Origin of the sequence: Sinomonas sp. P10A9 (genome assembly GCF_041022165.1) — a bacterium.
Taxonomy (GTDB): Bacteria; Actinomycetota; Actinomycetes; order Actinomycetales; family Micrococcaceae; genus Sinomonas; species Sinomonas puerhi.
Genome location: NZ_CP163302.1, coordinates 3,190,214 through 3,215,578, shown reverse-complemented (window position 1 = coordinate 3,215,578; position 25,365 = coordinate 3,190,214). Strand labels below are relative to the sequence as shown.

Here is a 25,365-nt window from a genome sequence, read left to right as displayed (position 1 = left end):
TGCATGGCAGAATCGGGGACAACCCTGAGCGCCAAAGGAAGGACGGCACACAAGTGGCTGGATGGCAGGATCTCGGAGCGAACACCTACGTCCTGGCCACGGAGCCGCTCCGGCTCAACATTGGCCTCGTGGTCGGCGAGGAGCGTGCGCTCGTGGTGGATACGGGCCACGGGCCCCGCCAGGGCGCCGACATCCTCGCGGCGGTGCGCGAGAAGACGGAGCTGCCGCTCGTCGTCGTGAATACCCACGCGCACTACGACCACTACTTCGGCAACGCCGTGTTCGCGGCCGCCGGGGCCACGGAGTTCTACGCGCACGAGAACGCTGTCGCCGAGATCGCCCAGAACGGCGAGGCACACCGCCCGGCCGTGGCCGAGGCGGAGCCCGCGATGGCCGCTGGTGAGGGCGAGAACACGGAGATCGTCGTTCCCACGGGGATCGTGCGGGACCAGCCAGTGCTCGTGGACCTCGGCGGCGCTTCGGTCACGCTGTTCCACCTGGGCCGCGGGCACACGGACGGCGACCTGCTCGTGGGCACGGCGTCGACGCTGTTCGCCGGTGACCTCGTCGAGGAGGGCGCCTATCCGGAATTCGGGGACTCGTTCCCGGAAGAGTGGGCGGACGTGCTGCGCCACATCTCGGCACTGCGCAACCGGTACCAGTCGCTCGTGCCGGGGCACGGCCGGCTGTGCAGCGACGCGTTCGTGCGGACAATGGCCGATACTATGGCGACGGCGGTGCGCTCGGCCATCCAGGCCACGCGGGAGACGCCTGACGACGCCACCAAGGCAGTCCCGATCCTCCCATACGGACCGGAGCAGTCGCGGCTGTTCATCCGGCGGCTCAAGGCTGCCAGCCTGAGCTGAACCGCTTTCGCCAGGCACGCCGACGAGAGGGGCAGCACGATGGAGATGTCAGCTGGGGAGCAGACTCCGCCACCGGTTCCGATGACCCGCCGCGAGGCCCGGCGCCTGCGCGAAGCGGAGGAGGCGGAACGCCAGACGTCGCGCGGGCAGTCCGGCGGCGGGCAGGCTGAACCCACGGTTGATCCGGTTGCGGATGGGGCTCCTGGCGAGACGCCTCCTGACGAGGCGCCTGCCACCGGAGGGCGCACGGTTGAGCCCCAGACGGAGGCGGCGCACGACGACCGCTCGCCGGAGCGGGCCGGTTCGGCTCCCGAAACGCCTTCTCCCGAAATGCCTTCCGACGATCGGGATCGCACCGGCGCAGTGGGGCGCGAGCAGCAACGGGAAGCCGCAGGCGGCGGGGAACCCGCAGGCGAGGGGCAGGCCGCGCCGTCGGCCGTCCCGCTCGGTGCGGGCGGCGTCCCTCCCCGACCGCAGGCCCCGCCGATACAGCAGGCGGCAAAACCTCCCGAGCGGCCGACGGCGGCTCCCCAGACTCGGGCGGCTCCCGAGGCAAGGCCGTTGGCGCCGCGGGTTGCGCCCGCTGTGGGGTCGGGCCCGTCCCCCACCGCGCCAGCCCCCGTTATTCAGACACCCGAACCTTCCGTCGCGGCGCCCGTCGTTCCGGCCGCTCCAACGCCCGAACGACCGGCACCCGTCCCACCGACGAGCCGGCACGCCGAGAGGCCGGCCGAGCCCACCGTCGCCACCGTCCGCGAACGCTCCGTCGCCCCCACGCAGGAGCCCGTCGAGGCGCCGGCGGGGTTCATCCGTTCGGTTCCCGTTCCGCCGCCCGGGGGGCTCCGCGGCTTCCTGTACCGGGTCACGGGCGGGGCGCTGAACCTCGGCCAGTCGGAGCGTGCGCGTCAGGACGAACTCGTCCAGAAGCAGATCTCGCGTCGCCTGGAGGGGAACTGGAACACAGCTTTCCTCTCGCTCAAGGGCGGGATCGGCAAGACATCCACGACGGTGGGCGTAGGCCTGACACTGGCAGAGCTGAGGCCCGAGCCTCCGTGCGCGATCGACGCGAACCCGGATGCCGGCGATCTCGTGGAGCGGGCCCTCGGCGAGGGCTCCTACGAGTCCGAGCGGCGGCACTCGATCACGAGCCTCCTGAGGGACTTCGACACCGTGAACTCGCGGGCGGACCTCGTGAAGTACCTCCACCACGCCGGAAGCCTGCACCTGCTCGCGGGGGAGCAGGACCCGGAGCTGTCCGATTCCCTCACGCCCGAGGACTACCGCCGCGTGCACGCACTCGTGAAGAGGCACTTCACCGTGACGCTCACCGACTGCGGGACGGGAGTGAGCCGCCCCGCGATGCGCGGGATCCTCGAGGACGCGGACAACATCGTGGTCGTGGCCGGATATGCGGTCAGCGGTGCGAAGCGAGCGCGGGACACCCTGCGGTGGCTGTCCGCGCACGGCTACGATCGCCTCGCCCAAAGCGCGATCGTCGTCGTCACCGACAAGGATGACGTTTCGGCCCGGGTGGACAAGAGTGCGATCGAGGCGACGCTCTCCGGGATGTGCCGCGCGCTCGTCACCGTGCCGCACGACCGGTCGATGGCGGATGGCGATCTCGTGGACCTTGACCGCCTGCGCCCCGCGACGCGCGAGGCGTACCGGGAGATCGCGGCGGCGATTGTCTCGGGCTACCAGCGGCAGGGTCCCCAGGCCTAGAGCCGCGAGAGGGGCCAGAAGGCAGGAGGAGCACGGCCGCCCCCAATAGCGGCCGTGTCCCTTCTCAGTGCTGCCCCCATGACGTCCGCACAGCACCGAACAGGGCGCTCACGCACCCGCACGGTTCTTCGCGAATGGTTTATCCAGACACTGGACTTAAGATACCCGCGGCCACGGCGACAAACAAGGGGATTTGGGCCCAGTCTGCTCGCCTAGAGTGGGGGAGTGGTTCGATCAGGCAACGAGCGGTTCTCCCTCCTCTCGATCGCCGTTCCGGCCTTCGGCCCGTCGGTGCTCTTCTCCCTCGGCGAGGGCGCGGTGCTTCCGGTCGTGGCGCTCTCCGCGCGTGACCTCGGCGGTTCCGTGGCGGTTGCCGCCCTCACCGTGACGCTGATCGGCCTCGGATCGCTCGTCTTCAACCTCCCGGCCTCGCTCCTCACGGTCCGGTTCGGCGAGCGCTGGGCGATCGTCGGGGCGCAGGCCACGGGGGCCATCGCCCTCGTGACCGCGGCCCTAGCGACCCAGCTGTGGCAGTTCATGCCCGCGCTGGTGGTGCTCGGAATGGCGTCCAGCGTCACGAACCTGGCCCGGCAGAAGTACCTCACCGAGGCGGTGCCGGCGCAGTTCCGCGCCCGCGCCCTCTCGACGCTCGGGGGGACGCTGCGGATCGGGCTGTTCCTCGGACCGTTCCTCGGAGCCGCCGCGATCTCCGTGGGGGGCCTCCGCGGCGCGTACTGGGTCGGAGCCGTCGTGTTCGTGGGCGCGGCCGCGGTCGCGCTGTTCATGCCTGATCTCGAGGACGACGTCGCCGGGCCCTCGCGGGCTCCCCAGCCGCGCCTCGGCCGGGTCGCGGCCGCGCACTGGAGGGTCCTCACCACCGTGGGGCTCGGGGTGCTGTTCATCTCTGCCGTCCGGCAGTCTCGGCAGGTGGTCATCCCGCTGTGGGCCGAGCACCTCGGCCTGGATGCCCAGGCTGCCTCTCTCGTCTACGGAATCGCCGGAGGCGTGGACCTCATCCTCTTCTATCCCGGCGGCCGGCTGATGGACCTGCGCGGCCGGCTCGCGGTCGCGATCCCTTCGATGACCATCATGGGCCTGGCCCTCATCTCCATGCCGTCCACGTCCTCGTTCTGGCCGTTCCTGGGGGTCTCGTGCCTCTTGGGCCTCGGCAACGGGATCGGGTCCGGAATGATCATGACCCTCGGCGCCGACTTCTCTCCCGCCCACGGACGGGCACAATTCCTCGGGCTGTGGCGTCTCATGGCGGACACCGGGAGCACCGTGGGGCCTATCCTCCTCTCGGCCGTCACCGCCGCTGCAACTCTCGGCGTCGGCGTGGCCGCGACAGGTGGGCTCGGGCTGCTGGCAGCAGCCGTGCTCGCGTGGAGCGTCCCGAGGGCGCAGGCGGGCCCGCGCGCGTGAGGCGCGCCCCCGTGGGGCACGGGTGGCCGCGCACGACGGCGCGCGGCCGGGTTCCGCGGTTCAGGCAGCCCGGCAGCTCTGAGAACCGAGAGGCCCCGCGGTTCAGGTGCGGCGCGCGGCCGCGCTCACGAGCCAGGAGGCCGCCACAGAGACGAGGTATCCGCTGATCGCGACGAACGCGCAGCCCGCCCAGAAGTAGTTCGTGGTGCTCGCCTCCTGGCCGGGCAGGGGCGCGATGCGCACGAGTGCCACGACCGCCACTGCGGCGGCACCCAGACCCGCGAGCGTGGGCAGGGCGACCCAGAGGCGCGAGGAGCCCGGGTGGCTTCCGAAGCCCTCCCAGGCGTTCCAGCTCCGCCCGGTGATCAGCACGATCCACGCCGCGGGGGCCATGAAGACCGCGACGACGAGGAACGCGGCCACGATATCCGCCGGGCGGTGCCACTGGTTCACGAGGGTTGCGATGCCGGTAGCGACGGCGTACGTGGCGCCGGCGAACGCGACGAACGGCCGCCAGCGCGGCGAGGACACGAGGAAGATCGCCGCGGCGGCCGAGGCTGCGAGGGTCGTGTGCCCGGAAGGAAGGGAGTTCTCGGTGAAGGTCTCGATGCCGCGGTAGGGCCTCGTGAACACGTCGTTCTTGAGCACCTGCGTCGCAAGGTTGGCGGCCCCCGCGGCGGCGAGGGCCGTGAGGGAGGCAGCCCACCGGCGTCGCACGATCGCGGCGTAGCCGAGCGCGCCCGCTCCCAGGGCGGCGGAGATTGCGGGCAGGAAGTCAAGGAATCGCAGGGAGGCCTTGACCGCGGTTCCGTACAGCTCGGTCGCCTCCACGAGCGCCGACTCGTCGATGAACTGGCCCGTGGTGGTGCGCACGAAGAACAGATAGGTTCCGATGAGGCCGGCCACGGCCGCGAGGGCTGCGAGCAGGAACGGGCCGATCGGCGGGCGCCGGGAACGCATCGGTTCGGGGTCCTCGGTCGGCGTCGCGTGGCGTGCTGCCTGGGTCGTCTCTCTCGCGTTGCTCTTGACGGGCATGCGGTCTACCCTCCCACACGCATCTGAGGAGCGCCCAAGCGGAGCTGGGAGGGGCGCGGCGGTCAGGGGCGTGCGCTGGCCGTGTGCGACCGGCGCGCCGCCCGGGTGACGAGGCGGCACGCCGCGGCCGAGCACGCGTATCCGCTGGCCGTGATGGCTGCGGCGCCGGCCGCGAAGAACTGGGGAACGGTGCCCACGCGCCGGCCCTCGGGGGGCACCACGAGGACGAGCATGAGTGCAAGGGCGGCGACGACGGCCGCGCCGAGGGCGATGCGCAGGGACACCCGTTCCCAACGGATCCGCAGCTGTGGGGGAGTGCCGGGGGCGCGTTCCGTCCGCAGCGCGAGCCATGTGGCGGGTGCCGCGATGGCGGCCACGAGCATGAAGGCCGCCACGACGTCCGCCGCGAGATGCCACTGGTTGACGAGCATGACGACGCCGGCCAGCACGGCGTACGTGGTCCCAGCGAACGCCGCAAGCGGGCGGTAGCGCGGCGTGACTGCGAGGTAGACGGCTGCTGCGGCGGAGGCCGCGAGCGTTGCATGGCCCGAGGGCATCGAATTGCCGCCGAGCGCGTTGTGGCCGAGGTCGGGACGGTCAAGGACGTACTGCTTAAGGACGTAGGTGGCTGCGTTGGCCGTGAGGGCCGAGGCGAGAGCGATCGCGGAGGCGACCCATCGGCGTCGTATGAGCGCGGCCCAGCACAGCGCCGCCGCAGCGAGCACCACCGAGAAGGCAGGCATGCCATTGAGGAAGGCGAGGGCGGTCCTGGACCAGGCGCCGAACATGGCGGCGGATTCGAGGAGCCCGCGCTCGTCCAGGTTCTGGCCGGCGTTCGTGCGGACGAAGACGAGGTAGACCGCGGCGAATCCGGCCGCGGCCGCCAGCGAGGCGAGCAGGAAGGGCCCCGGGCGCACGGGGCTCGGAGAGGCCATGGAACCAGCCTGTCATGCCGTCCTGTACGTCCGCCGATGGGCCTGCTGTGATGCACGTGACATCGAGCACTTGACACGTGTTAGGTGTCACATCTACGATTCCTAACACGTGTTAGGCGCGGTCCAAAAGACCGCACAACCCCCTCAAAAGGAGAGTCATGGGCGACTCGCTCACTCTGCGCGAGATCTCGCGGCGCACCGCGCTCGGGGCCCTCGGCGCTGGGATCCTCGGAGCCACGGTGGCCTCGTGGCCCCGCTTGACCGGCACCGACATCCCCGGACGCAACGACGGAAGCCTCAGCATCGCGATCCTCGGCACGGCGGCGGACGCTGCGGCCCGCCAGAAGGCCGTCGACGCGTTCCGGCGCCTCCACCCCGAGATCAAGGTCCGCGTCCAGGCCATCCAGGCAGTGGACTGGAAGGACTTCTTCAGCAAGATCCTCACCATGGTCGCCGCCGGCAACCCACCGGACGTCGTCTACGTGGCCACCGAGGGCGCGCAGCTCTTCGCCGAGAAGCTCGCGCACCCGCTCGACGAGTACCTCCGCCGCGACGCGTCTGTCATGGCCGAGTACTTCGCCGATGTCCACCCGAGCCTTGTCGAGGCGTTCATGTACCGGGGGAGCCTCTACCAGCTCCCGATGGACTGGAACGCGGCGGACATGTACTACAACACGAAGGTGTTCGCCGACTCTGGGCTCTCCCGCCCGGCCGACGACTGGACCCACCTCGACTTCCGCTCCTCGCTCGCGGCCATGCGCCGCGCCAACCCGAGTAGCTTCACCCCCTACTACTGGACCAACCGGCTCTTCGGCGGCGTGGTCCCGTGGCTCTACGCGAACGGCACCTCCTTCCTCGCCGAGGAGCGCGCCACCGGTGGCGACTGGCTCTGGGACCGCTTCTACGGCACGGACCCCTCCCGCGCCTCCCGCTCCGGCGGGTACCTCTGGCAGACGCCCAACGCCGATGATCCGCGCGTCTTCGAGACCTTCGACTTCCTCCGCGGACTCGTCAAGGACGGCCTCGGAGTCCGCCCCGAGGAAGGCGGCGGCAACTCGCTCGTCGGGCTCTTCGCCTCCGGTCGCATCGGTGCGACGCCGGCCGGCGGCTACTGGGTCCAGGGCCTCTCCCAAGCGGGAATGGGCCCGGGCGACTTCGACGTCTCGTTCTTCCCCCGCTGGGCGAGCGGCCCCGGCGCTGCCGCCCAGCGCCACCAGTTCGGCACCGCCGGCTACGCGATCATGAAGACCGCGAAGGACAAGGACGCCGCGTGGGAGTGGATCAAGTTCAGCTCCTCCCGCGAGGCGATGGAGCTCATCTTCTCCACTCCGACCACAACCCCGGCCCGCCGCTCGATGGTCAACGAGGCCCTCTACTCGGGCAAGGGTCCAGCCCACTGGAAGGTCTTCTACGACACCTTGGACCGGTTCCCGGCGACCGGTCCCATCCCCGCGCCGCCCCAGCAGGCCGCCGTCGAAACCGCACTCATCAAGAATGTCTCGCTCGCCGTGAGCGGGGACGAGCAGCAGCTCAAGAGCGCGCTCGCTTCCCTGCAGAGCGACCTCGAGCTGGCCCTCAGGAGGACCGCATGAGCACCATGGCCGCCCGCCCCCGCACCTCCCGCATCCGCGGGGCCTCGAACCGGGGCGCCCCCGCAGCCGCCCCGGGCGCCGTGCCCAGCGCATCGCGCGACTCCCGCGCGATGGCCTGGCTCTTCCTCGCCCCCACGATCGTGGGCATGGGGGTGTTCACCCTCGTCCCCATCGTCGCCTCCGTGCTGCTCGCCTTCTTCCGCTGGGACATCCTCAGCGCCCCCCAGTTCGCGGGCCTGGACAACTTCGCGGAGATGGCCACGGACCCCACGGTGCGGGTGGCATTCGGCAACACGCTCGCGTTCGTGGTCGTCGCCGTCGTGCTCCAGCTGGGCGTGGCGCTCGGCCTCGCCGTCCTCATCCAGGACCGGCTGCCGAACTGGCTGCGCGTCTTCTTCCGCTCCGCGTTCTTCTTCCCGCTCATCCTCTCCGCCGCGAGCGTCTCGATCTTCATGAAGTACCTCTTCAACGAGCAGTTCGGCGTGGTCAACTGGCTCCTCGGCACGGTCGGCATCCCGGCGGTCCCGTGGCTCACGACGCCGTTCGGCTCGGCGTGCGTGGTGGCGCTCGTCTACGTGTGGCAGAACTTCGGGTTCTCGTTCCTGCTCTTCCTCGGCGCGCTGTCAGCGATCCCCCAGGAGACCTACGAGGCGGCGTCCCTAGACGGCGCGACCGGGTGGCGCAAGCACCGCTACGTGACGCTCCCGCTCATCAGCCCCACCACGCTCGTGGCCTCCGTCATGGCGATCATCAACGCCCTCCAGGTCTTCGACCAGCCCTACGTGCTCACCCGCGGCGGCCCCGGCGACTCGACCCGCACGGCCGTCATGGTGATCTTCGAGACGGCGTTCCAGCAGCTCCAGTTCGGCAAGGCCTCCGCGATCGGCGTGGTCCTCATGCTCGTCATCATGGCCGTCACGGCCCTTCAGTTCCGGCTCAGCAAGCGCTTCGTCTTCTACCAGTGAGGCCCACCATGACCACCACCGCGACCCCCGTCCCCGCAACCCCTTCGAACCGGCGAGCCCGCTCTGGCAGTCCCGTGCAGCAGGACCGCAGCCCGCGCCCCTGGGCGACACGCCGCCGTCGCCCGCTCGACTGGTCCCTCGCCGGCCGCATCGCGGTCCTCATCCTGGCCGCGGCGCTCACGCTCGGACCCGTCCTGTGGACCCTGTCGACGTCGCTGCGGCCCCCGGCGGACTCGCTCAAGCTGCCGCCCGCATTCCTCCCCCTCAACCCGGACTTCAGCTCCTACGCGCAGGTCTTCAAGCAGGTCGACATGGCCCTGCTCGTGCTAAACAGCGCCCTCGTCACGGGGCTCATCGCCCTCGGCCAGATGTTCTCCGCGGCGCTCGCGGGCTACGCGTTCGCGTTCCTGAAGTTCAAGGGGAAGGGCGCCCTCTTCTCCCTCGTCCTCGCGACCATGATGGTCCCGGTCCAGGTCACGATCGTGCCCGTGTTCATGCTCATCCGCGGCATGGGCCTCTCCGACACGCTCCTGGCGCTCATCCTCCCGGCCATCCCCACCGCGTTCGGCACGTTCCTCATGCGGCAGTACTTCCTCGGGCTCCCCGCGGAGCTCGCCGAGGCCGCCGCGATCGACGGCGCGTCCCCGTTCCGCATCTTCCGCTCCGTCTATGCGCCGCTGGCCATGCCGGGCCTCGCGATCGTGGGGATCCTCGCCTTCAACTTCCACTGGAACGAGTTCTTCCGGCCCCTCATCCTGACCATCTCCGAGCAGAACTTCACGCTGCCCCTCGGCCTCGTGTCCCTCCAGGGCAACATGGGCACTGGGAGCATCTCCGTGGTCCTCGCCGGCGTCGTCCTGTCCATGATCCCTGCGCTGATCGTCTTCCTCGTCGGCCAGCGCACCCTCCGCGACGGCCTCACCGCCGGCGCCGGCAAGTAGAAAGCACCTCCATGACCTCCGTGCACCCCGCACCCGTTACTGTCGCGCCGGTCCAAGCTTCCATGGCGGCGTCGGCAGCGCACCCGGACCGCTCCTTCCCCCGCCTCCACCCGCGTCCCGACCAGGGCTGGGTCAACGACCCCAACGGCGTCGCCTTCGCCGACGGGCGCTGGCACGTGTTCTTCCAGTACAACCCCGAGTCGGCGCGCCACCACCGCATCCACTGGGGCCACATGAGCTCGGCCGACCTCGTGTGCTGGGACGCCCACCCTGTGGCGCTCGCGCCGCAGGAGGGCGGGCCGGACGCCTACGGGTGCTGGACCGGCGTCGTCACCCACGACGCCGGCGTGCCGACGGCTGTGTATTCGGGTGTTGTGGACGGTTCCGGTCGCTCGCAGGTGGTGCTCGCCCGCGGCTCGGTAGACCTCGAGGCATGGACGCAAGACGGTACCGTGGCCGCCGGGATGCCCGCCGACCCGCGCGTCGTCGCGGTCCGCGACCCGTTCGTTTTCGAATTCGCCGGGCGTCGGTGGGCCCTCCAGGGCGCCGGCCTCGACTCCGGGCACGCTGCTCTGCTTCTGTACGGCGCCGACGACCTGTCCGCGTGGGAATACCACGGCGTGTGGCTCACGTCGGAGGACCCCGTGGCGGCCGGACTGCCCGAGGCGAACATCTGGGAGTGCCCGCAGCTCGTCCACTCGGGGGACTCCTGGGCGGCCGTGGTCTCGCTGTGGCGCGACGACCAGCTCACCGGTGTGGGGCACCTCGTGGGATCGCTCGCGCAGGACCCCGCCACTGGGCTGCCCGTGTTCTCCCACCGGGCCACCGGCCTCACGGACCTGGGAAGTTCGTTCTACGCGCCGCAGGCCGTCCAGGTCCCTGCCTCGGCAGGCGCGCCCAAGCGGGTCCTCGTGTGGGGGTGGGCCAAGGAGGCCGCGCCGGCCGGGGTCCGGGGCCGGAGCCAGGAGGACTGCGACGCCGTCGGCTGGTCCGGCGCGCTCACTTTCCCGCGGGAGCTGGCCGTGCGCGGCGATGCCGTCGAGGTGCGCCCCGCGTCCGAGCTCGCCGCGCTGCGAGCCGCGGAAATCGCGCCGGTCACGGGCTCCGTGCACGACGGCGGCACGCACCTGCCGCTGCCGGATCAGGCCGAGGCGGTGCTCACCGGCTCGGGAGCTGTGCGCCTCGTGCTCGGTGCGGCCGGGGACCCGCTCGGCGAACAGCTCGTCTGGGAGGGCGAGCTCGCGGCGGGCGACGAGGTGCGCGTGCTCCTCGACGCCTCGATCATCGAGGTCTACCGGGCTGGCGGCGTCCCGACGACCCTGCGCGCGTATCCCCGTGGCGAGGAGACGTACTGGCTCGACCTCGGCCCCGGCGTCGCCTTGAGGGCCTGGCGCCTCGCGGTGCCCGGGAAGTAGGACTCACACCCTCACGCTCTCGGCTAGACAACACGCCTGCTCATTGCACCAAGAGGTCACGCATCATCCGGTTTGTCACATCGAGGCTGAGCGAGAGCAAGTCTTGAGCTTCATCCAAGTCGTAGATCTTATCAGGATGCTGAGTGGGATTCCGATAGTTCCTCCGGATGTTGTCCAGAGCCTCGATTAACCCTGAAGGCGTCTTCTTGTCCTTCAAGTGGTTAGTAATAGGGCCCCACATTCGAGGTTCCCCGATCCTGCTTCTCCTCACCTTCTGCTCGTAATAGTGCCTCAGCACTGCTTCTGTCCCGCGCATCAGGTGGAAGGCGGCAGATGTGGGCAACTCGTAGGCGATGCACTTGCCTGCCTCCCTGAAATCTCGCTGCGCAATCTCAGGAAGCGCGTCATAGACCCCGTGAGCCATGAGGCTAGTGAACTCCTCCGTGAGCTTGCGAACCGTATACCTCTTGTCCGAGGCGACGTAGTTGACCGTCCCCTCCGCCTCGGCAAGGAGCGCCTCCCGAACCATCCCGGCAGCCTGAACGAGCTCCGCCGCCTCATCAGCGGTGAGTTGTCGGTCGACATCTTCCTCTCGGAGACTGCGGGAGCCAAAGCTAGAGCCTCAGTTCCTGGTTCGGTCGGGTCGTCGGCTTCAACGAGGTCGCCCAACTGCCAATGGCTACTGTTCGGCAAGCCAGCCTGCTGCTCCCAATCATCGACCATTGTGGTGATACGCCTGAATAGACGAGCGGATACGTGGAACTCGTACACGGTCAAAAAGACGTCAAGTTCGCGAACGTTGAATGCAATTCTGCCTTTGCCAAAAATCGGAGCGCCAGCCCCGGTATCCATGAGATAGCGAATAGCGGTACCGATGAATATGTATCCACGTGTGGTTCTTTTTTCCACGGACTGCGCCTTACCTTTTGCGGCCTGCGATCAGAAGCCCATCTCGTTCGGTTTGGGCCACCGACCATTGCAGCCCCACCTGCCCCGCAAGTCGCGAGGCTTCAGGTAAACAGTTACCGCAGGCCGGAGGTCATCTGCGCCACCGACATGCGGTGCCACCTCGTTAGCGAGCCGACACGGTGTGTTCGTAACATGCAGGGTTGCCCGTGTGCGGCCCCCGCGGACGGGGAAGAGGAGGCCGCTCAACGTTCCGGGGAGGTGGGGTGAGAGGCGCGTCCTGCGCCGTGCCGCTTCGGTGCCAGCACCGGTCCTACGTTGCCGCTGGACCGGTCGACTCGCGCGCCACGAGCGTGCAGGGGACCAGCAGCGGCTCCGCAGGCGACGTGCCCGAGCCGCCGCCCGCCGTCGTGCGTGGCGGCAGTGGACCCCCGGCGTCGAGGGCCGCGAGGACGGCCCGCATGGCCTCCTCGCCGATGGTCCGGAGGGGGAGTGCGACAGTGCTGAGCGGAGGCACCATGACCTCGGCGACACGCCGTTCGTTGTCGTAGCCCATGATGGAGACGTCGCGGGGGACCTCGAGCCCGAGGCGCGCGGCGGCGAGCACCATGCCGACCGCCGCGCGGTCGTTGCCCGCCAGGAGCGCGGTGGGACGCTCCTCGGGAGGCGCCGAGAGCAGTGCCGTGGCGGCATGGTGCCCCGGCGCGAAGTCCCAGCCCGCCTCGATGACCCACTCCTCGCGCACGGGGAGACTCGCCTCGGCCATCGCGGCGCGGAACCCGGCCTCGCGGAGTGCGACCGCGGGCGAGGAGTACAGGCCCCCGAGGAAGGCGATGCGACGGTGGCCGAGGCGGATGAGGTGCGCGGCGGCGTCGTGCCCGCCCCGCACCTCGTCGGGCTGGATCGACGGCAGGCCCGCCGCGCCCGCCGGGGAGTCCGGGGCGGCGTAGCAGTTCGCGAGCGCCGAGGGGACGCTGAGCATGCCACGGGGCACATGCAGCTCGTGGAGGCCCACCGTGACGTAGATGAGCCCGTCGACCTGGCGGTCCAGGAGCGTGCGGACGGCGTCGAGGTCGCGGCCCGCGTCCTGCTCGGTGTCGGTGGCGAGGGTCACGAAGCCGTGGCTGCGGGCGAGCGCGTCCGCGCCGGCGATGATCTCGCCGTCGAACGGGCTCGTGACAGCCTCGTCGGAGACGAGTCCGATGACGCGGGAGCGCCGGTCGCGCAGGCTCCGCGCGATCGCATTGGGCGTGTAGCTCAGCTCCGCGGCCGCCGCGAGGATGCGCTCTTGGGCCTCCTTCGCGACGTTGCCATCCCCCCGCCCGTTGAGCACGAGCGAGACGGCGCTGCGGGACACGCCCGCGCGGTGCGCGACGTCGAGTGCTGTGGCCTTACGGGTCATGGCCGCAGTGTACCTGACACGTGTGCGGTTGGCTGTGCGCCCGCGCCTCTCGCCCCGATGCCGCGCCTCACAGCCGCCTCCGATACCCTCGGGAACCGTGATCCAAGACTGGTGGCAGGAGTTCGTCAACGGGTTCGTGCAGGGGTTCGCCCGCACGGATCCCCTCGTGGTGCCGCCCACGGAGCTCGCGCTCCTTCTCGGTGCGGCGGCCGCGCTGTGCGTGGTCCCGGTCCTGTGGCAGTTCTTCGGCCGGTTCGTGACCATCGTCCATGAGCTGGGGCACGCGTTCGCGGGGCTCGCGACCGGAATGCGCGTCACGGGCATCACGCTGCGCCTGGACCAGGGCGGCACGACCCACGGTGTGGGCCGAGGCCGGGCAGTGTGGTTCGGCTTCTGGGGGTACCCGTCGCCCGCCGTGGTGGGGGCGGTGCTCGTCTGGGCGTCCGCGGCAGGGTTCGGGCGGGCAGCGCTGTCGGTCTCGATGGTGCTCCTCGTCCTCGTGTTCCTGTTCATCAGGAACATGGCCGGGGTGTTCATCCTCTCCGGAGCCATCCTCGCCGTCGCCGTGATCGTCGTGGCGGTCCCGCCGGATGTCCAGGGTCACCTGACCCTCGCGGTCGGACTCGCGCTCGTGGTCGGCGCCGCGCGCGACTGGTGGAACGTCGTCTCGGTGCACACGTCGCGTCGCCGGGAGCTCGGCAGCTCGGACGCCTACATCCTGTCCCGCAGGACCGGGGTTCCCTCGGCCGTGTGGCTCTTCGCGTTCGCCACTGTCATCGCGCTCGCAGGCCTTGCCTCGTGGGCCGTCCTGGCCGGCGCCGTGCTTACAGTGGGCGCATGAGCGCTGTCTGGCCCCCCACATTGCCCGACCTTTCGGAGCTTGAGGCCGGTGCCGCCGTCGTCCGGCTGCCGATGCGCGTGAAGTTCAGAGGCGTGACCGAGCGCGAGGCGCTGCTCCTGCGGGGCCCGGCAGGGTGGGGCGAGTTCGCGCCATTCCTCGAGTACGACGACGCCGAGGCCTCCCGCTGGCTCGCCTCCGGCATCGAGGCCGCGTGGGAGGGGTTCCCAGCTCCAGTCCGGGAGCGGGTTCCGGTCAACGCCACGGTACCCGCAGTCCCTGCGGGGCAGGTGCGGGACGTGCTCGCGGCCTTCGGCCCAGTCGACGCCGTGAAGGTGAAGGTCGCCGAGCGCGGGCAGTCCCTTGCCGACGACGTCGCACGGGTCGCCGCCGTGCGCGAGGCCCTTCCCGAGGCCGACCTGCGCGTCGACGCCAACGCCGGCTGGACGGTCGCCGAGGCCGTCGAGGCGCTCACCCTCCTCGGGGAGTTCGGCCTCGAGTATGCCGAACAGCCCGTGCCCGGGATCAATGGGCTCGCCGAGGTGCGTGCGCTGCTCGAGGCCCGCGGGACGCCCGTGCGGATCGCCGCCGACGAGGCCGTGCGCAAGGCCGAGGACCCGCTCCGCGTGGCCCGCGCCCGCGCCGCCGACCTCATCATCGTCAAGGCCGCGCCCCTCGGCGGGGTGCGTCGGGCCCTGGAGATCGTGCGCGAGGCGGGGCTGCCCGCCGTCGTGAGCTCGGCGCTGGACACGTCGGTGGGCCTCGCCGCGGGCGTCGCGCTCGCGGCGGCGCTTCCGTCGCTGCCGCACGCGTGCGGGCTCGGCACGGGGGCGCTCCTCGCGCACGACGTCGTGCGCTCGCCTCTGGTGCCGGACGGCGGCTTCATCTCGGCGGACCGTCTCATGGAGCGGGCCACCCCGGACCCCGAGCTTCTCGCGCGCTTCGCGGCGCCGGCCGAGCGGCGTGAGTGGTGGCTCGAGCGCATCCGCCGCTGCCACGCCGTCCTCGCCGCTGCCCGCCCCGCCATCTGAGGGTCGCCCTCTGGGGGTCACCCACTGACGGATTCGGGAGGCGTCCGGGTCCCGGGCCGGGTCAGCGGCGGCAGATGAGATGGGCCACGAGGGCCGTCCAGCCGGTCTGGTGGGACGCGCCGAGGCCCGCGCCGGTGTCGCCGTGGAAGTACTCGCTGAAGGTCGGGTGGGCGTCCCAGAGCGGGCCTGCGGGGTGGGCGCGCGGGGTGCTGGGCCTCCGGCCGGTGTCCGCACCACTGTTGCTGGGGTCTCCGCCGCCCGGCCGGAACAGCCGGATCAGGCGGTCCTCAATGTCGCGCGCGGCCGCGGCAAGCGGGATCCTCGTGCCCGAGCCGGTGGGGAACTCGACCTCGAGGCCCTGCCCGACGCCCTGGGCATACACGGCCAGGGCGTCCGCGACAAGAACATTGACGGGGAACCACACGGGTCCGCGCCAGTTCGAGTTCCCGCCGAAGAGACCCGAGTCCGATTCGCCCGGAAGGTAGGCGATGGACATCGGTGTCCCCGCGACGTCGACCGTGAACGGCTCCCGGTAGGCCGCGGAGAGCGATCGGAGGCCGAAGGGCGAGAGGAACTCCTGCTCGTCGAACAGCCGCGTCAGGACGCGGTCGAGCCTTTCTCCGTGCAGGATCGCGAGCGTGGTCCCGCCGTCGCCGCTGCGGATGAGGGCGTCCGTCGCGTCGGGCCGGTGCCGCTGGAGCCAATGGAGGCTCTGCGCGTAGTCGGGCAGGGCGGACGTCATTGCTTCCGGCGCGACCGCCACTGCGAGGAGCGGGAGGAGCCCGACCATCGAGCGCACCGGGAGTCGCTGCTGGGAGCCGTCCTCGCCGAGGAGCACGTCGTAGAAGAAGCCGTCGGCCTCGTCCCACAGGGACACCTCCGAGCTGCCGAATGCCTCCATGGCCTCTGCGATGGCGAGGAAATGCTCGAGGAACTTGGTCGCCAGATCGTCCCAGACCCGGTCCTCGCGGGCCAGCTCGAGCGCGATCCGCATCATGGTCAGGCACGAGAACGCCATCCAGCTCGTCGCGTCCGACTGCTCGAGCCGGTGGCCCGCCGGGAGATCCTTCGATCGGTCGAACAGGCCGATGTTGTCCATGCCGAGGAAGCCGCCCTCGAACAGGTTGGAGCCATCCGCGTCCTTCCGGTTGACCCACCACGAGAAGTTCAGGAGCAGCTTCGCGAAGACGCGCATGAGGAAGTCCGTGTCCCGCGCGCCGTCGAGGAGGTACACCTGCCACGCGGCCCACGCGTGCACGGGCGGGTTCACATCCCCGAACGCCCATTCGTAGGCCGGAAGCTGCCCATCCGGGTGCATGGCCCACTCGCGGCACAGCAGCACGAGCTGGTTCTTGGCGAACTCCGGGTCGACGTGCGCGAGCGCGACGCAGTGGAACGCGAGGTCCCACGAGGCGAACCACGGGTACTCCCATTCGTCCGGCATGCTGATGACGTCGGCGAGCGCCAGGTTCCGCCAGCCCGTGTTCCGGCCCGATGGCCCACGGCGCCCGTCCGGCGGCGGAGGGAATGCCGGATCGCCCTCGAGCCACTCGCGCACCGAGTAGCGGTAGTGCTGTTTGCCCCACAGGAGCCCCGCGAAGGCGCGCCGGGCCACGAAGGCGTCGCCCGCCGTCGTGCTTTCGCGGCTCTCGGGTCCTGCGAGCCTGCTCGGGGCCCCAGCACTGCCCGTGCCCCCAGCACTGGCTGGGGCCGGGATCACGGTCGCGTAGAACTCGTCCGCCTCGCGCTCGCGGTCGGCGAGGACGTCGTCGAACCCCTGGCCGAACGGGTCCGCGGGCAGGATCTCACCGGTGAGCCGCAGGCGCACGGTCACGCTCGCCCCGGGCGCGACGGCGTCCGCATGCCACCGCAGCGCGGCCTTGGTCCCGGTTTCGGCCGGGTTGAGCAGGGAACGGTCGCCGCGTACGACGGCGGCGTCCACGGCGTCTTTCGGGTGCGGCGAGCGGTTCTCGCCGCCATCGAAGAGTGCCGCGCTGTTGCTCTCGTTGTCGCAGAAGAGGGCCTCAGGTGCGCCGAGGGGTCCGGAACCGTCGGCGGCGAGGAGGTAGCGGCCGAGGAATCCGTGCGTCGCCTCGAGGGCCACGACCGACGGTGGCGAGAGCTCCGGGGCGCGCAGCCTCCGGAGGGCCGGGACCCGCGTGTCCCGGCCCCATCCCCAGGTGTTGCGGAACCACAGTTGGGCGATGAGGTCCAGGGGCGCGGGGTCCGGGCCGCGGTTGGTCGCGGTGATGGTCACGCAGATGTCATCGGGGGAGGCCTTCGCGTGCACCGTCTCGACGTCGAAGAAGCGGTCCTCGGCCAGGACGCCCGTGTCGGCGAGCTCGTACTCCTGGGCCGTGCGGGGCAGCGAGCCGTTGGTGCGCACGAGATCCTCGTACGGGTAGGCGGCCTGCGGATAGCGGTAGAGCGTCTTCGCCCACGAGTGGGTGGGGGTTGCGTCGAGGTGCCACCAGTGCTCCTTGACGTCCTCGCCGTGGTTGCCCTGGCCGTTGGTGAGGCCGAACCAGCGTTCCTTGAGGCGGTCGTCCCGCCCGTTCCAGAGGGCCACGCCGAGGTTGAGGAACCCGAACCGGTCGCAGAGCCCAGCAATGCCGTCCTCGCCCCACCGGTACGCGCGGCGATGGGCGTGGTCGAACGGGAAGTAGTCCCACGCATCGCCGTCGGGGGAGTAGTCCTCACGGACGGTGCCCCATTGCCGGGCCGCCAGGTACGGGCCCCAGAGGCGCCACGGATCGGTGTCGCCGGGCGACTCTGAGAGGCGGCGGTGCTCGGCGGTGGTGGGCGTCGGCTGGTCGGATCGGGTTCGGCTCTGCCCTGCGCTCGGCGTCATGGGACCAGTCTGCCAGCAGCATCCGACAGACCAAGGAGCGCGCCGGATCGTCGTGCTGCGCGGCTCGGAAGGGCCGCAAGTCCCTACGATGGGGAGGTGAGTCCCCTCAGTTCTCTCGACGCCGCCCGCGAAGCAGTCTCCGAACTGCTCGCGGGCGGCGTCCGCTGTGTTGTTGTGTGCCCGGGCTCCCGGAGCGCACCCCTCGCGTACGCGCTCGCAGAGGCCGAGGGGAGGGGCCATCTGGAGCTTGTCGTGCGGATCGACGAGCGTGCGGGCGGCTTCACTGCTCTCGGTGCGGCCCTCTCCTCGGGACGGCCGACGGCGGTCGTCACCACGAGCGGCTCGGCCGTCGGGAACCTCCTGCCCGCCGTCATGGAGGCCAACCATGCCGAGGTCCCCCTCATCGTGCTCTCCGCCGACCGGCCCGAGGAACTCCACGGAACCGGCGCCAACCAGACCACGGAGCAGTTCGACCTCTTCGGCGAGCACGTGCGGTTCGCCGTGACGGTCGAGGCCGGCGCGTCGCCGTCGGCCTCCGTCCGGACGGCGGTCTCCGCGGCGACAGGGGTGCTCGAGGGCGTCCCCGCCGGACCGGCCCAGCTCAACCTGTGCTTCCGCGAGCCGCTCGTTCCCGAGGACGGATGGGAGCCACCGCTGGGCGGATGGGACCCTCCGCCCGTCCAGGAATACGCGTACCGGCGTCCGCCCGTGGCGGCGCTCAGCGGGCTTGAGCCGCGGCGCACGGTGGTCCTCGCGGGCCACGCCGCCGGGCCGATCGCTGAGGCGTTCGCCGCGGCGCATGGCCTTCCACTCCTGGCCGAGCCCAGCTCCAACGCCCGCTTCGGCGGGCACGCCGTCGGCCCCTACCGGCTCCTGCTGGACGGGTCGCCCGGGGACGTGATCGAGCGGGTCGTGCTGTTCGGCCGGCCCACGCTCTCCCGCCCGGTCACCGCGCTCCTGGCGCGTGAGGGCGTCCAGACCGCCCTGTACCACCCGCGCCCGGCGGCGTGGTTCCGTGAGGGGCGCCGCCGCGAACGCCTCGTGGCAGACCTCGACGTCCTCTCCGACTTCGCGGGCCGCGGCGCCGAGGGCTGGCTGGACGCGTGGCTGCTTGCCGGTGCCGCGGCCCAGGAAGCGGTGGACCGCGTCATCGGCGCCCCGGGCGCCGCGCTCAGCGGCCCGCGCCTGGCCCAGCTCGTGTGGCAGAGTGCGAGGGGCCAGCTCATGCTCGGTTCCTCCAACGGGATCCGGGACGCCGACCTCGCCGCGGCCCCGCCCACCCTGCCCTGGGCGCGCGTGTTCGCCAACCGCGGCCTCGCCGGCATCGACGGGACGGTGTCCACGGCCACCGGACTCTGGCTCGGCCGCCGCGTCGAGACCACGGTGTTCCTCGGCGACGTCACGCTCCTGCACGACGCCGGCGGGCTGCTCCTCGGCGAGGGGGAAGCGGAGCCCGACCTGCGCGTCGTCGTGCTCAACGACGCCGGCGGGGCGATCTTCGGCATCCTCGAACACGGACGGGTGGGCGGCGAGCCCGGCCGGCCGGGCGCGGCGGCCGCCGTCGAACGGCTCTTCGGCACGCCCCACCGTGCCGACCTCCGCGCGCTCGCCGCGGCGTACGGGATACGGCACACGATCGTGCGCACGACGGCGGAGGCCGCGGCCGCGCTGTCGGCTCCCCGGCGGGCGGGGCGCGAGATCGTCGAGGCGCGAGTGGACAGAACCGGGCTGCGCGGATTGCACGCCCGGATCCGCGCGGCGGTGGCAGACGCCGTGGGCGTCACCTCCTGATGAGGGGTCACCTCTCGGCGTTGCGGGGTCAGGTGTCAACCTTGCGGAGTCACTTCTCAATGTTGCGGGGGCACGTGTCTAGGACGGGCGTTCTCTGCTTTAGAAAGGTGACCCCGCATCGCAGGGAGGTGACCCTGCATCTGGTGGGTCTGGTGGGAGGTGTGGGGCATCGTCTGTCATCCCGGACGGCACGCCGGCCTTCGGGGCTTGATTCCCTCGCCTGCATGTTGTCCAATAGTGAAACAGAAGTTGCCTGTGATGCACATCTCATCCGGCCGGTGGCAGGGGTAGGATTGGACGTCGCACTAGCACTCTTGACATATACCTCACAAGTAAAGGCAGAGATATGACTTTCTCCGCGAAGCTCGCGGCCAAGGGCGCAACCGTCCTCGCTGTCGGCGCTCTGGCACTCACCGCCTGCACGAACGCCTCCGAGACCGGCGGCGCTAAGCCCTCAGGCACGTCCTCCGCGGCGGCCTCGTTCGACCCGAGCAGCGTGGCCAAGGACGACTCGCTCGCTTCGCAGGTCCCTGCCGCGATCAAGTCCAAGGGCACCCTCGTGATCGGCTCCGACACGACGTATGCCCCGGCGGAGTTCCTGGGCGGTGCGGACAACCACACCGCGATGGGCTACGACGTGGACATCGCCAAGGCGATCGCCGCGACGCTGGGCCTCAAGGCCGACGTCCAGACTGCGGAGTTCACCGGCATCCTCCCGGCGCTCGGCCCGAAGTACGACCTCGGCATCAGCTCCTTCACGATCACGAAGGAGCGTCTTCAGGCGGTCAACTTCGTGAGCTACTTCAACGCCGGCGTCTCGTGGGCCGTCCAGAAGGGCAACCCGAAGAAGTTCTCGACCGATGACGTGTGCGGGAAGTCCATCGGCGTCCAGACCGGAACCACCGAGGCCGACGAGGTCAAGGCCCTCAGTGACAAGTGCACGGCCGGCGGCAAGACGGCGATCAACATCGTGACCCTCGATAAGCAGACGGACCTCAACACCCGTCTCGTCAACGGCGCCATTGACGCGATGTCCGCAGACTCGCCCGTGGTCGCCTACGCCATCCAGCAGACGAACGGCTCGCTCGAGAAGGTCGGCGAGACCACTGAGGTCGCGCCTGAGGGCATTGCCGTTGCCAAGGGCGACACCGCGCTGGCCGACCTGATCCAGAAGACGATGACCAAGCTCATCGCCGACGGCAGCTACAAGAAGATCCTCGACGGGTGGAACAACTCCGACGGCGCCGTCACGAAGTCTGAAGTCAACCCGTCTGTTTCCTCGTGACCACCATGACTACACATCGGATGGAAACCCCTGAGGCCGTGAAGGGCGGCGCGCCGGAGCTGCTCAAGGCTGTCCCGGTGCGCCACCCGTGGCGGTGGGTCGGCGCTGCCGTCATCCTGATCCTCGTGGCCCTGACCGTCCAGAGCCTTGCGACGAACCCGAACTTCCACTGGGACACGTTCGCGCTGTACGTCCTGGATGTGAACATCATCCGGGGCGTGGGCTGGACGCTGCTCCTGACGGTCCTGTCGATGGTGATTGCGATCGTGCTGGCGATCCTTCTGGCGTTCATGCGGCAGTCGGACAACCCGATCTTCCGCTGGTCTGCCTGGTTCTGGGTGTGGTTCTTCCGCGGCACCCCGGTGTACACCCAGCTGATCTTCTGGGGCCTGGTCTCGGTGCTCTACCCGAAGCTGAGCGTTGGGGTGCCGTTCGGCCCAGAGCTGTTCGCCTTCACGACGCAGGACCTGCTGAACGCGTTCTGGGCGGCCGTGCTGGGCTTGGGCCTCAACGAGTCCGCGTACCTGGCGGAGATCTTCCGTGCCGGCCTGAAGTCCGTGGACAAGGGCCAGATGGAGGCCGCCGAGGCCCTCGGGATGCGCAACGGCAAGATCATGTGGCGCATCATCCTTCCCCAGGCCATGCGCATCATCGTGCCGCCGACGGGTAACGAGACGATCGGCATGCTCAAGACGACCTCCCTCGTCCTGGCCGTGCCGTTCACCCTGGACCTGACGTTCGTCTCGAACACCCTGGCCAACCGCACGTACCTGCCGATTCCACTGCTCATCGTTGCGGCCTTCTGGTACCTGCTGGTCACGAGCGTTCTCATGGTGGGCCAGCACTACATCGAGAAGTACTACGGCAAGGGCGTGGACAACCTCGCCCAGGCCCCGGTCAACGCGGCGGCGGCCAAGGCCGCCGGGGCAGGCTTGGGTCCCGCATCGCAGACCATGCCCGGCGGCCCGACCGTGGCCGGCAAGGACATCGAGGAGAGCGGACGATGAGCGCACCAGCTCCCGAGAACACAAAACGCCTCCGTCCCGGGGCCAGGGAACTCGTCCGGATCGAGGGCGTGCACAAGTACTTCGGCCAGCACCACGTGCTGCGCGGGATCGACATGAGCGTCAAGTCCGGCGAGGTGGCGGTGCTCATCGGACCCTCCGGGTCCGGCAAGTCCACCCTCCTGCGCTGCATCAACCACCTCGAGACGATCAGCGCCGGCCGGATTGCGGTCGACGGCGAGCTCATCGGCTACCGCGAGCACGGCGGCAAGCTCCACGAGCTCACGGTCAAGGACATCGCCCGCCAGCGACGCAACATCGGCATGGTGTTCCAGCGCTTCAATCTGTTCGGCCACAAGACCGCCCTCGAGAACGTCATCGAGGCCCCGATCCAGGTCAAGGGCCAGGACCGGGCTGCCGCCCGCAAGCGGGGCCTCGAGCTCCTCGACCGGGTCGGTCTGTCAGAGCGGGCCGGGCACTACCCGGCCCAGCTCTCCGGCGGCCAGCAGCAGCGTGTGGCGATCGCCCGGGCCCTGGCGATGGATCCCGAGCTCATGCTCTTCGACGAGCCCACCTCGGCCCTGGATCCCGAGCTCGTCGGCGATGTGCTCAACGTCATGAAGGACCTCGCGAAGTCTGGTATGACCATGATCGTCGTGACGCACGAGATCGGGTTCGCCCGAGAGGTCGGGGACACCCTGACCTTCATGGACGGCGGCGTCGTCGTCGAGTCGGGCAACCCCCGCGACGTCATCGCCAATCCGCAGCACGAGCGGACCCAGGCGTTCCTGAGCAAGGTCCTCTAAGACCAGAGACCCCGCAACGGCTCGCCAGAGACCCCGCAACGGAACTGATCCGTTGTGGGGTCTCTGGCGTCGGGTTGTGGGGCGTCGGGTTGCGGGGTCTCTGGCGCTAGCGCTCGATGCCGAGGGCCTCGAGCATCGGGCGGAACTTGGCCCACGTCTCGGCGAGCTCCACCGCGGGCTGGGAACCCTCGACGATCCCGCACCCGGCGTACAGCCGCATCGCCGTCGGCGACTCGATGACCCCGCCGCGCAGCGCGATGCCCCATTCTCCGTTCCCGGCGGCGTCGAGCCAGCCCACGGGCCCCGCATACGGCCCGCGGTCCATGGCCTCGAGCTCCCGGATCAGCGCCCCCGCGACCGAGGTCGGCGTGCCGCACACGGCCGCGGTGGGATGCAGCGCATTGACGAGCGCGAGAGAGGTCGGCACATGCCCCTCGACGTCGGCGAGCTCCGCCTTGACGTCCGAGGCGAGGTGGAACACGTTGGGCAGCTCGAGGATGAACGGCTCGTCGTGGGCGTTCATGGCCTCCGAGAACGGTTCGAGGGCCGAGGTGAGCGACTGGATCGCGATCTCGTGCTCGTGCCGCTGCTTGGGCGAGCCAGCCAGGACGCGTTCGGCGTAGTTCTCGCCCTTGCCGTTGGCCTCGCGCCGGTCGAGCGTGCCCGCGAGCACGCGGGCCTGCGCCGTCCGACCCTCGACCTGGATGAGCATCTCCGGAGTCGCGCCGACCAGCCCGTCGACGCCATACACCCACGTGTCCCAGTACGCCGATCCGAGCCGCCGCAGCACCTCGTGCCGCTCAATGGGAGCTCCGTGCGTGACGACGATGTCCCGCGCCAGCACGAGCTTCTCGAGATCGCCCGCAGAGATTCTCGCGACCCCGGCGGAGACCGCGTCCATCCACCGCTGCTCGCCGAGCGCGCCGGGGCCGAGCGTGACTGGCCCGTGCACGGTCGTCTCGGGGAACCCCTGGCCGGCCGCAGCCGTCTCAGGTCCGGCGCCCCCGCGGACCGCGCCGTCGCCCGCGGAGCCCGCGTGCGCCGTCGTGCCTCCGGAAAGCTGGCCCGCCGCGCCGGTGCGGGACGCGAGCACGCGCACGACGGCGGCCCGCACCTCGGGTTCGCTGGGCTCGCGGCCGTCGTTGGTCACGAGCGTGGCCCATCCGCGGCCATCACGGATGCCGATCACGAGCTCCGGCACGATGAGCCGCGACAGGTAGCGCGATGTCTTGGAGAACGCGAAGCTGCCGAACGCGAGGAGGCCTGTGCCGGGATGCTGCACGGGATCGGTGATGCAGGCGTCGAGGGTGACCTGCTTCCACCACGCCTCGGCCTCGATGAACCGTTCAGGCCCGGTGACGCTGAAGCGGGCCGCCTCGCCGAATCCGACCTGCCCCTCGCCGCGACGAATCCAGCAGTACGCGTCCGGTGCGGTGAGGCATGTGCCCAGATCTGCGGTGCCCAGACCGTCGGTGCCCTGATCGACCGTGCCCAGATCGATCGTGAGGGCGCGCAAGGGATGCTTCATGATGGATCAAGAGTACGCGGTCGGGACACGTGGCCGACGGCGTGCGCTGCTTGCGCGCCGCGGGAGACGGCAGGACGCCATCCGGGCATGCCGTGCAGGCCCGGGCCCCGACGTCGGGCCGTCGCTGGTGGGTAATTCTGCGGCCAAGGAGGTGGCTGGTGCCTTCCGCGCAGCGGAGGACGCGGCTCGGTGCGCCGAAGGTCCTTCTGCGGTTCTGAAGTTTGGCAGAATGGTGCGGGTGAGCAGCGCAGGCAAGAGGGCAACCCTCCAGAAGCGGCCCGACGAGGTCGCCACCATGTTCGACGAGGTGGCGCCCCGATACGACGTCATGAATGACCTCCTCTCGCTCGGCCAGACGCGCCGGTGGCGCAAGATCGTGCTGGACGCGGTCGACGCCGCCCCGGGACAGCGCGTCCTCGACCTCGCCGCCGGGACGGGAACCTCGTCCGAGCCCTACGCCGACGCGGGTGTGGACGTCGTCGCGTGCGACTTCTCCCTAGGCATGCTGCGTGTGGGCAAGCGCCGCCGTCCCGACATCGACTTCATCGCCGGGGACGCGACGAACCTGCCCTTCGCGGACAACTCCTTCGACGCCGTCACGATCAGCTTCGGCCTGCGCAACGTCAACGACCCGAAGAAGGCCCTGAGCGAGATGCTGCGCGTGGCAAAGCCGGGCGGGCGCATCGTCATCGCGGAGTTCTCGACGCCGACCAACCCGCTCTGGCGCACCATGTACATCGAGTACCTCATGCGCGCGCTCCCCGAGGTGGCCCGCCGTGCGTCCTCGAACCCGGACGCCTATGTGTACCTCGCCGAGTCGATCCGCGCGTGGCCGGACCAGGACAACCTCGCCGCGTGGCTCGCCGACGCAGGCTGGGGCGACGTCACCTACCGCAACCTCTCCGGCGGGATCGTCGCCGTGCACCGGGCCCACAAGCCCGCTGCACACGATCCTTCCCACGCCCCGGGCGGAATGCTGCCTGCCAAGCTCCGCCGTGCCCGCCGCACGGCGGGGTACTGACGGCCAGCC

General features: G+C 70.4%; 20 protein-coding genes. 14 read left to right on the top strand and 6 right to left on the bottom strand.

Translation table 11 applies throughout. From position 1 onward, the window contains the following. Positions 1-53 precede the first annotated feature (53 nt). From AB5L97_RS14745 to AB5L97_RS14735, 3 genes are all read left to right on the top strand, one after another. A complete protein-coding gene (locus tag AB5L97_RS14745; RefSeq protein WP_369045210.1) occupies positions 54-866 on the top strand; it encodes an MBL fold metallo-hydrolase in 813 nt (270 codons plus the stop codon). A 39-nt stretch (positions 867-905) separates the two neighbouring features. Further along, positions 906-2,588 carry a MinD/ParA family protein gene (locus tag AB5L97_RS14740; protein WP_369045209.1) on the top strand — a complete coding sequence of 561 codons (1,683 nt, stop codon included), beginning with the start codon at positions 906-908 and terminating at the stop codon, positions 2,586-2,588. Between the two features lie 225 nt (positions 2,589-2,813). Further along, complete coding sequence (locus AB5L97_RS14735; protein ID WP_369045208.1) at positions 2,814-4,010, top strand: MFS transporter; 1,197 nt, start codon at positions 2,814-2,816, stop codon at positions 4,008-4,010. Between the two features lie 102 nt (positions 4,011-4,112). On the opposite strand, the gene AB5L97_RS14730 is transcribed toward AB5L97_RS14735, so the two are convergent. Beyond that, on the bottom strand, positions 4,113-5,045 hold the full coding sequence (locus AB5L97_RS14730) for a phosphatase PAP2 family protein (RefSeq protein WP_369045207.1): 933 nt from the start codon (positions 5,043-5,045) through the stop codon (positions 4,113-4,115). A gap of 62 nt (positions 5,046-5,107) precedes the next feature. Continuing rightward, entirely contained in the window at positions 5,108-5,980 is an 873-nt protein-coding gene (locus tag AB5L97_RS14725; RefSeq protein WP_369045206.1) for a phosphatase PAP2 family protein, read from the bottom strand. A gap of 158 nt (positions 5,981-6,138) precedes the next feature. Here AB5L97_RS14725 and AB5L97_RS14720 point away from each other — a divergent pair, with 158 nt between their 5' ends. The 4 genes from AB5L97_RS14720 (at position 6,139) to AB5L97_RS14705 (ending at position 10,893) form a co-directional block, all read left to right on the top strand. Further along, entirely contained in the window at positions 6,139-7,572 is a 1,434-nt protein-coding gene (locus tag AB5L97_RS14720; RefSeq protein ID WP_369045205.1) for an extracellular solute-binding protein, read from the top strand. A gap of 110 nt (positions 7,573-7,682) precedes the next feature. Beyond that, positions 7,683-8,537 (top strand): carbohydrate ABC transporter permease, encoded by an 855-nt coding sequence (locus AB5L97_RS14715; RefSeq protein WP_369047453.1) that lies wholly within the window; start codon positions 7,683-7,685, stop codon positions 8,535-8,537. An 8-nt stretch (positions 8,538-8,545) separates the two neighbouring features. Further along, positions 8,546-9,478 carry a carbohydrate ABC transporter permease gene (locus AB5L97_RS14710; protein WP_369045204.1) on the top strand — a complete coding sequence of 311 codons (933 nt, stop codon included), beginning with the start codon at positions 8,546-8,548 and terminating at the stop codon, positions 9,476-9,478. A gap of 11 nt (positions 9,479-9,489) precedes the next feature. Next, complete coding sequence (locus AB5L97_RS14705; protein WP_369045203.1) at positions 9,490-10,893, top strand: glycoside hydrolase family 32 protein; 1,404 nt, start codon at positions 9,490-9,492, stop codon at positions 10,891-10,893. Between the two features lie 40 nt (positions 10,894-10,933). On the opposite strand, the gene AB5L97_RS14700 is transcribed toward AB5L97_RS14705, so the two are convergent. Next, on the bottom strand, positions 10,934-11,422 hold the full coding sequence (locus AB5L97_RS14700) for a hypothetical protein (protein WP_369045202.1): 489 nt from the start codon (positions 11,420-11,422) through the stop codon (positions 10,934-10,936). 690 nt (positions 11,423-12,112) lie between these two features. Continuing rightward, positions 12,113-13,201 (bottom strand): LacI family DNA-binding transcriptional regulator, encoded by a 1,089-nt coding sequence (locus tag AB5L97_RS14695; RefSeq protein ID WP_369045201.1) that lies wholly within the window; start codon positions 13,199-13,201, stop codon positions 12,113-12,115. Between the two features lie 97 nt (positions 13,202-13,298). Here AB5L97_RS14695 and AB5L97_RS14690 point away from each other — a divergent pair, with 97 nt between their 5' ends. Both AB5L97_RS14690 and AB5L97_RS14685 read left to right on the top strand, forming a co-directional pair. Further along, a complete protein-coding gene (locus AB5L97_RS14690; protein ID WP_369045200.1) occupies positions 13,299-14,042 on the top strand; it encodes a M50 family metallopeptidase in 744 nt (247 codons plus the stop codon). Further along, positions 14,039-15,070: an o-succinylbenzoate synthase gene (locus AB5L97_RS14685; protein ID WP_369045199.1), complete on the top strand. Its 1,032-nt coding sequence runs from the start codon at positions 14,039-14,041 to the stop codon at positions 15,068-15,070. The genes AB5L97_RS14690 and AB5L97_RS14685 overlap by 4 nt, the downstream gene beginning before the upstream one ends. A gap of 61 nt (positions 15,071-15,131) precedes the next feature. Here the strand turns inward: AB5L97_RS14685 and AB5L97_RS14680 are convergent, their stop codons facing one another. Beyond that, positions 15,132-17,921, bottom strand: coding sequence for an MGH1-like glycoside hydrolase domain-containing protein (locus AB5L97_RS14680; protein ID WP_369045198.1), 2,790 nt, complete (start codon positions 17,919-17,921; stop codon positions 15,132-15,134). Positions 17,922-18,017: 96 nt separating this feature from the next. On the opposite strand from AB5L97_RS14680, the gene menD reads away from it, so the two are divergent. The 4 genes from menD (at position 18,018) to AB5L97_RS14660 (ending at position 22,807) form a co-directional block, all read left to right on the top strand. Further along, positions 18,018-19,712: a 2-succinyl-5-enolpyruvyl-6-hydroxy-3-cyclohexene-1-carboxylic-acid synthase gene (gene menD, locus AB5L97_RS14675; RefSeq protein WP_369045196.1), complete on the top strand. Its 1,695-nt coding sequence runs from the start codon at positions 18,018-18,020 to the stop codon at positions 19,710-19,712. 346 nt (positions 19,713-20,058) lie between these two features. Next, positions 20,059-20,997, top strand: a complete 939-nt coding sequence (locus AB5L97_RS14670; RefSeq protein ID WP_307955510.1) for an ABC transporter substrate-binding protein — start codon at positions 20,059-20,061, stop codon at positions 20,995-20,997. A gap of 20 nt (positions 20,998-21,017) precedes the next feature. Further along, positions 21,018-22,004 (top strand): amino acid ABC transporter permease, encoded by a 987-nt coding sequence (locus tag AB5L97_RS14665; protein WP_307955511.1) that lies wholly within the window; start codon positions 21,018-21,020, stop codon positions 22,002-22,004. Beyond that, positions 22,001-22,807: an amino acid ABC transporter ATP-binding protein gene (locus AB5L97_RS14660; protein WP_307955512.1), complete on the top strand. Its 807-nt coding sequence runs from the start codon at positions 22,001-22,003 to the stop codon at positions 22,805-22,807. The genes AB5L97_RS14665 and AB5L97_RS14660 overlap by 4 nt, the downstream gene beginning before the upstream one ends. Positions 22,808-22,913: 106 nt before the next feature. On the opposite strand, the gene AB5L97_RS14655 is transcribed toward AB5L97_RS14660, so the two are convergent. Further along, the gene (locus AB5L97_RS14655) at positions 22,914-24,335 is read right to left on the bottom strand and encodes an isochorismate synthase (protein ID WP_369045195.1); all 1,422 of its coding nucleotides are present in this window, start codon (positions 24,333-24,335) and stop codon (positions 22,914-22,916) included. 238 nt (positions 24,336-24,573) lie between these two features. Between AB5L97_RS14655 and AB5L97_RS14650 the strand changes: the two genes are divergently transcribed. Next, a complete protein-coding gene (locus AB5L97_RS14650) occupies positions 24,574-25,356 on the top strand; it encodes a demethylmenaquinone methyltransferase (RefSeq protein ID WP_369045194.1) in 783 nt (260 codons plus the stop codon). Positions 25,357-25,365 lie beyond the last annotated feature (9 nt).

Coding starts and splice junctions, on each gene's coding strand:
- AB5L97_RS14740 (WP_369045209.1), top strand. CDS start 906: ATGGAGATGTCAGCTGGGGAGCAGACTCCGCCACCGGTTCCGATGACC.
- AB5L97_RS14730 (WP_369045207.1), bottom strand. CDS start 5,045: ATGCCCGTCAAGAGCAACGCGAGAGAGACGACCCAGGCAGCACGCCAC.
- AB5L97_RS14725 (WP_369045206.1), bottom strand. CDS start 5,980: ATGGCCTCTCCGAGCCCCGTGCGCCCGGGGCCCTTCCTGCTCGCCTCG.
- AB5L97_RS14720 (WP_369045205.1), top strand. CDS start 6,139: ATGGGCGACTCGCTCACTCTGCGCGAGATCTCGCGGCGCACCGCGCTC.
- AB5L97_RS14715 (WP_369047453.1), top strand. CDS start 7,683: ATGGCCTGGCTCTTCCTCGCCCCCACGATCGTGGGCATGGGGGTGTTC.
- AB5L97_RS14710 (WP_369045204.1), top strand. CDS start 8,546: ATGACCACCACCGCGACCCCCGTCCCCGCAACCCCTTCGAACCGGCGA.
- AB5L97_RS14705 (WP_369045203.1), top strand. CDS start 9,490: ATGACCTCCGTGCACCCCGCACCCGTTACTGTCGCGCCGGTCCAAGCT.
- AB5L97_RS14700 (WP_369045202.1), bottom strand. CDS start 11,422: ATGGTTCGGGAGGCGCTCCTTGCCGAGGCGGAGGGGACGGTCAACTAC.
- AB5L97_RS14695 (WP_369045201.1), bottom strand. CDS start 13,201: ATGACCCGTAAGGCCACAGCACTCGACGTCGCGCACCGCGCGGGCGTG.
- AB5L97_RS14685 (WP_369045199.1), top strand. CDS start 14,039: ATGAGCGCTGTCTGGCCCCCCACATTGCCCGACCTTTCGGAGCTTGAG.
- AB5L97_RS14680 (WP_369045198.1), bottom strand. CDS start 17,921: ATGACGCCGAGCGCAGGGCAGAGCCGAACCCGATCCGACCAGCCGACG.
- AB5L97_RS14670 (WP_307955510.1), top strand. CDS start 20,059: ATGACTTTCTCCGCGAAGCTCGCGGCCAAGGGCGCAACCGTCCTCGCT.
- AB5L97_RS14665 (WP_307955511.1), top strand. CDS start 21,018: ATGGAAACCCCTGAGGCCGTGAAGGGCGGCGCGCCGGAGCTGCTCAAG.
- AB5L97_RS14660 (WP_307955512.1), top strand. CDS start 22,001: ATGAGCGCACCAGCTCCCGAGAACACAAAACGCCTCCGTCCCGGGGCC.
- AB5L97_RS14655 (WP_369045195.1), bottom strand. CDS start 24,335: ATGAAGCATCCCTTGCGCGCCCTCACGATCGATCTGGGCACGGTCGAT.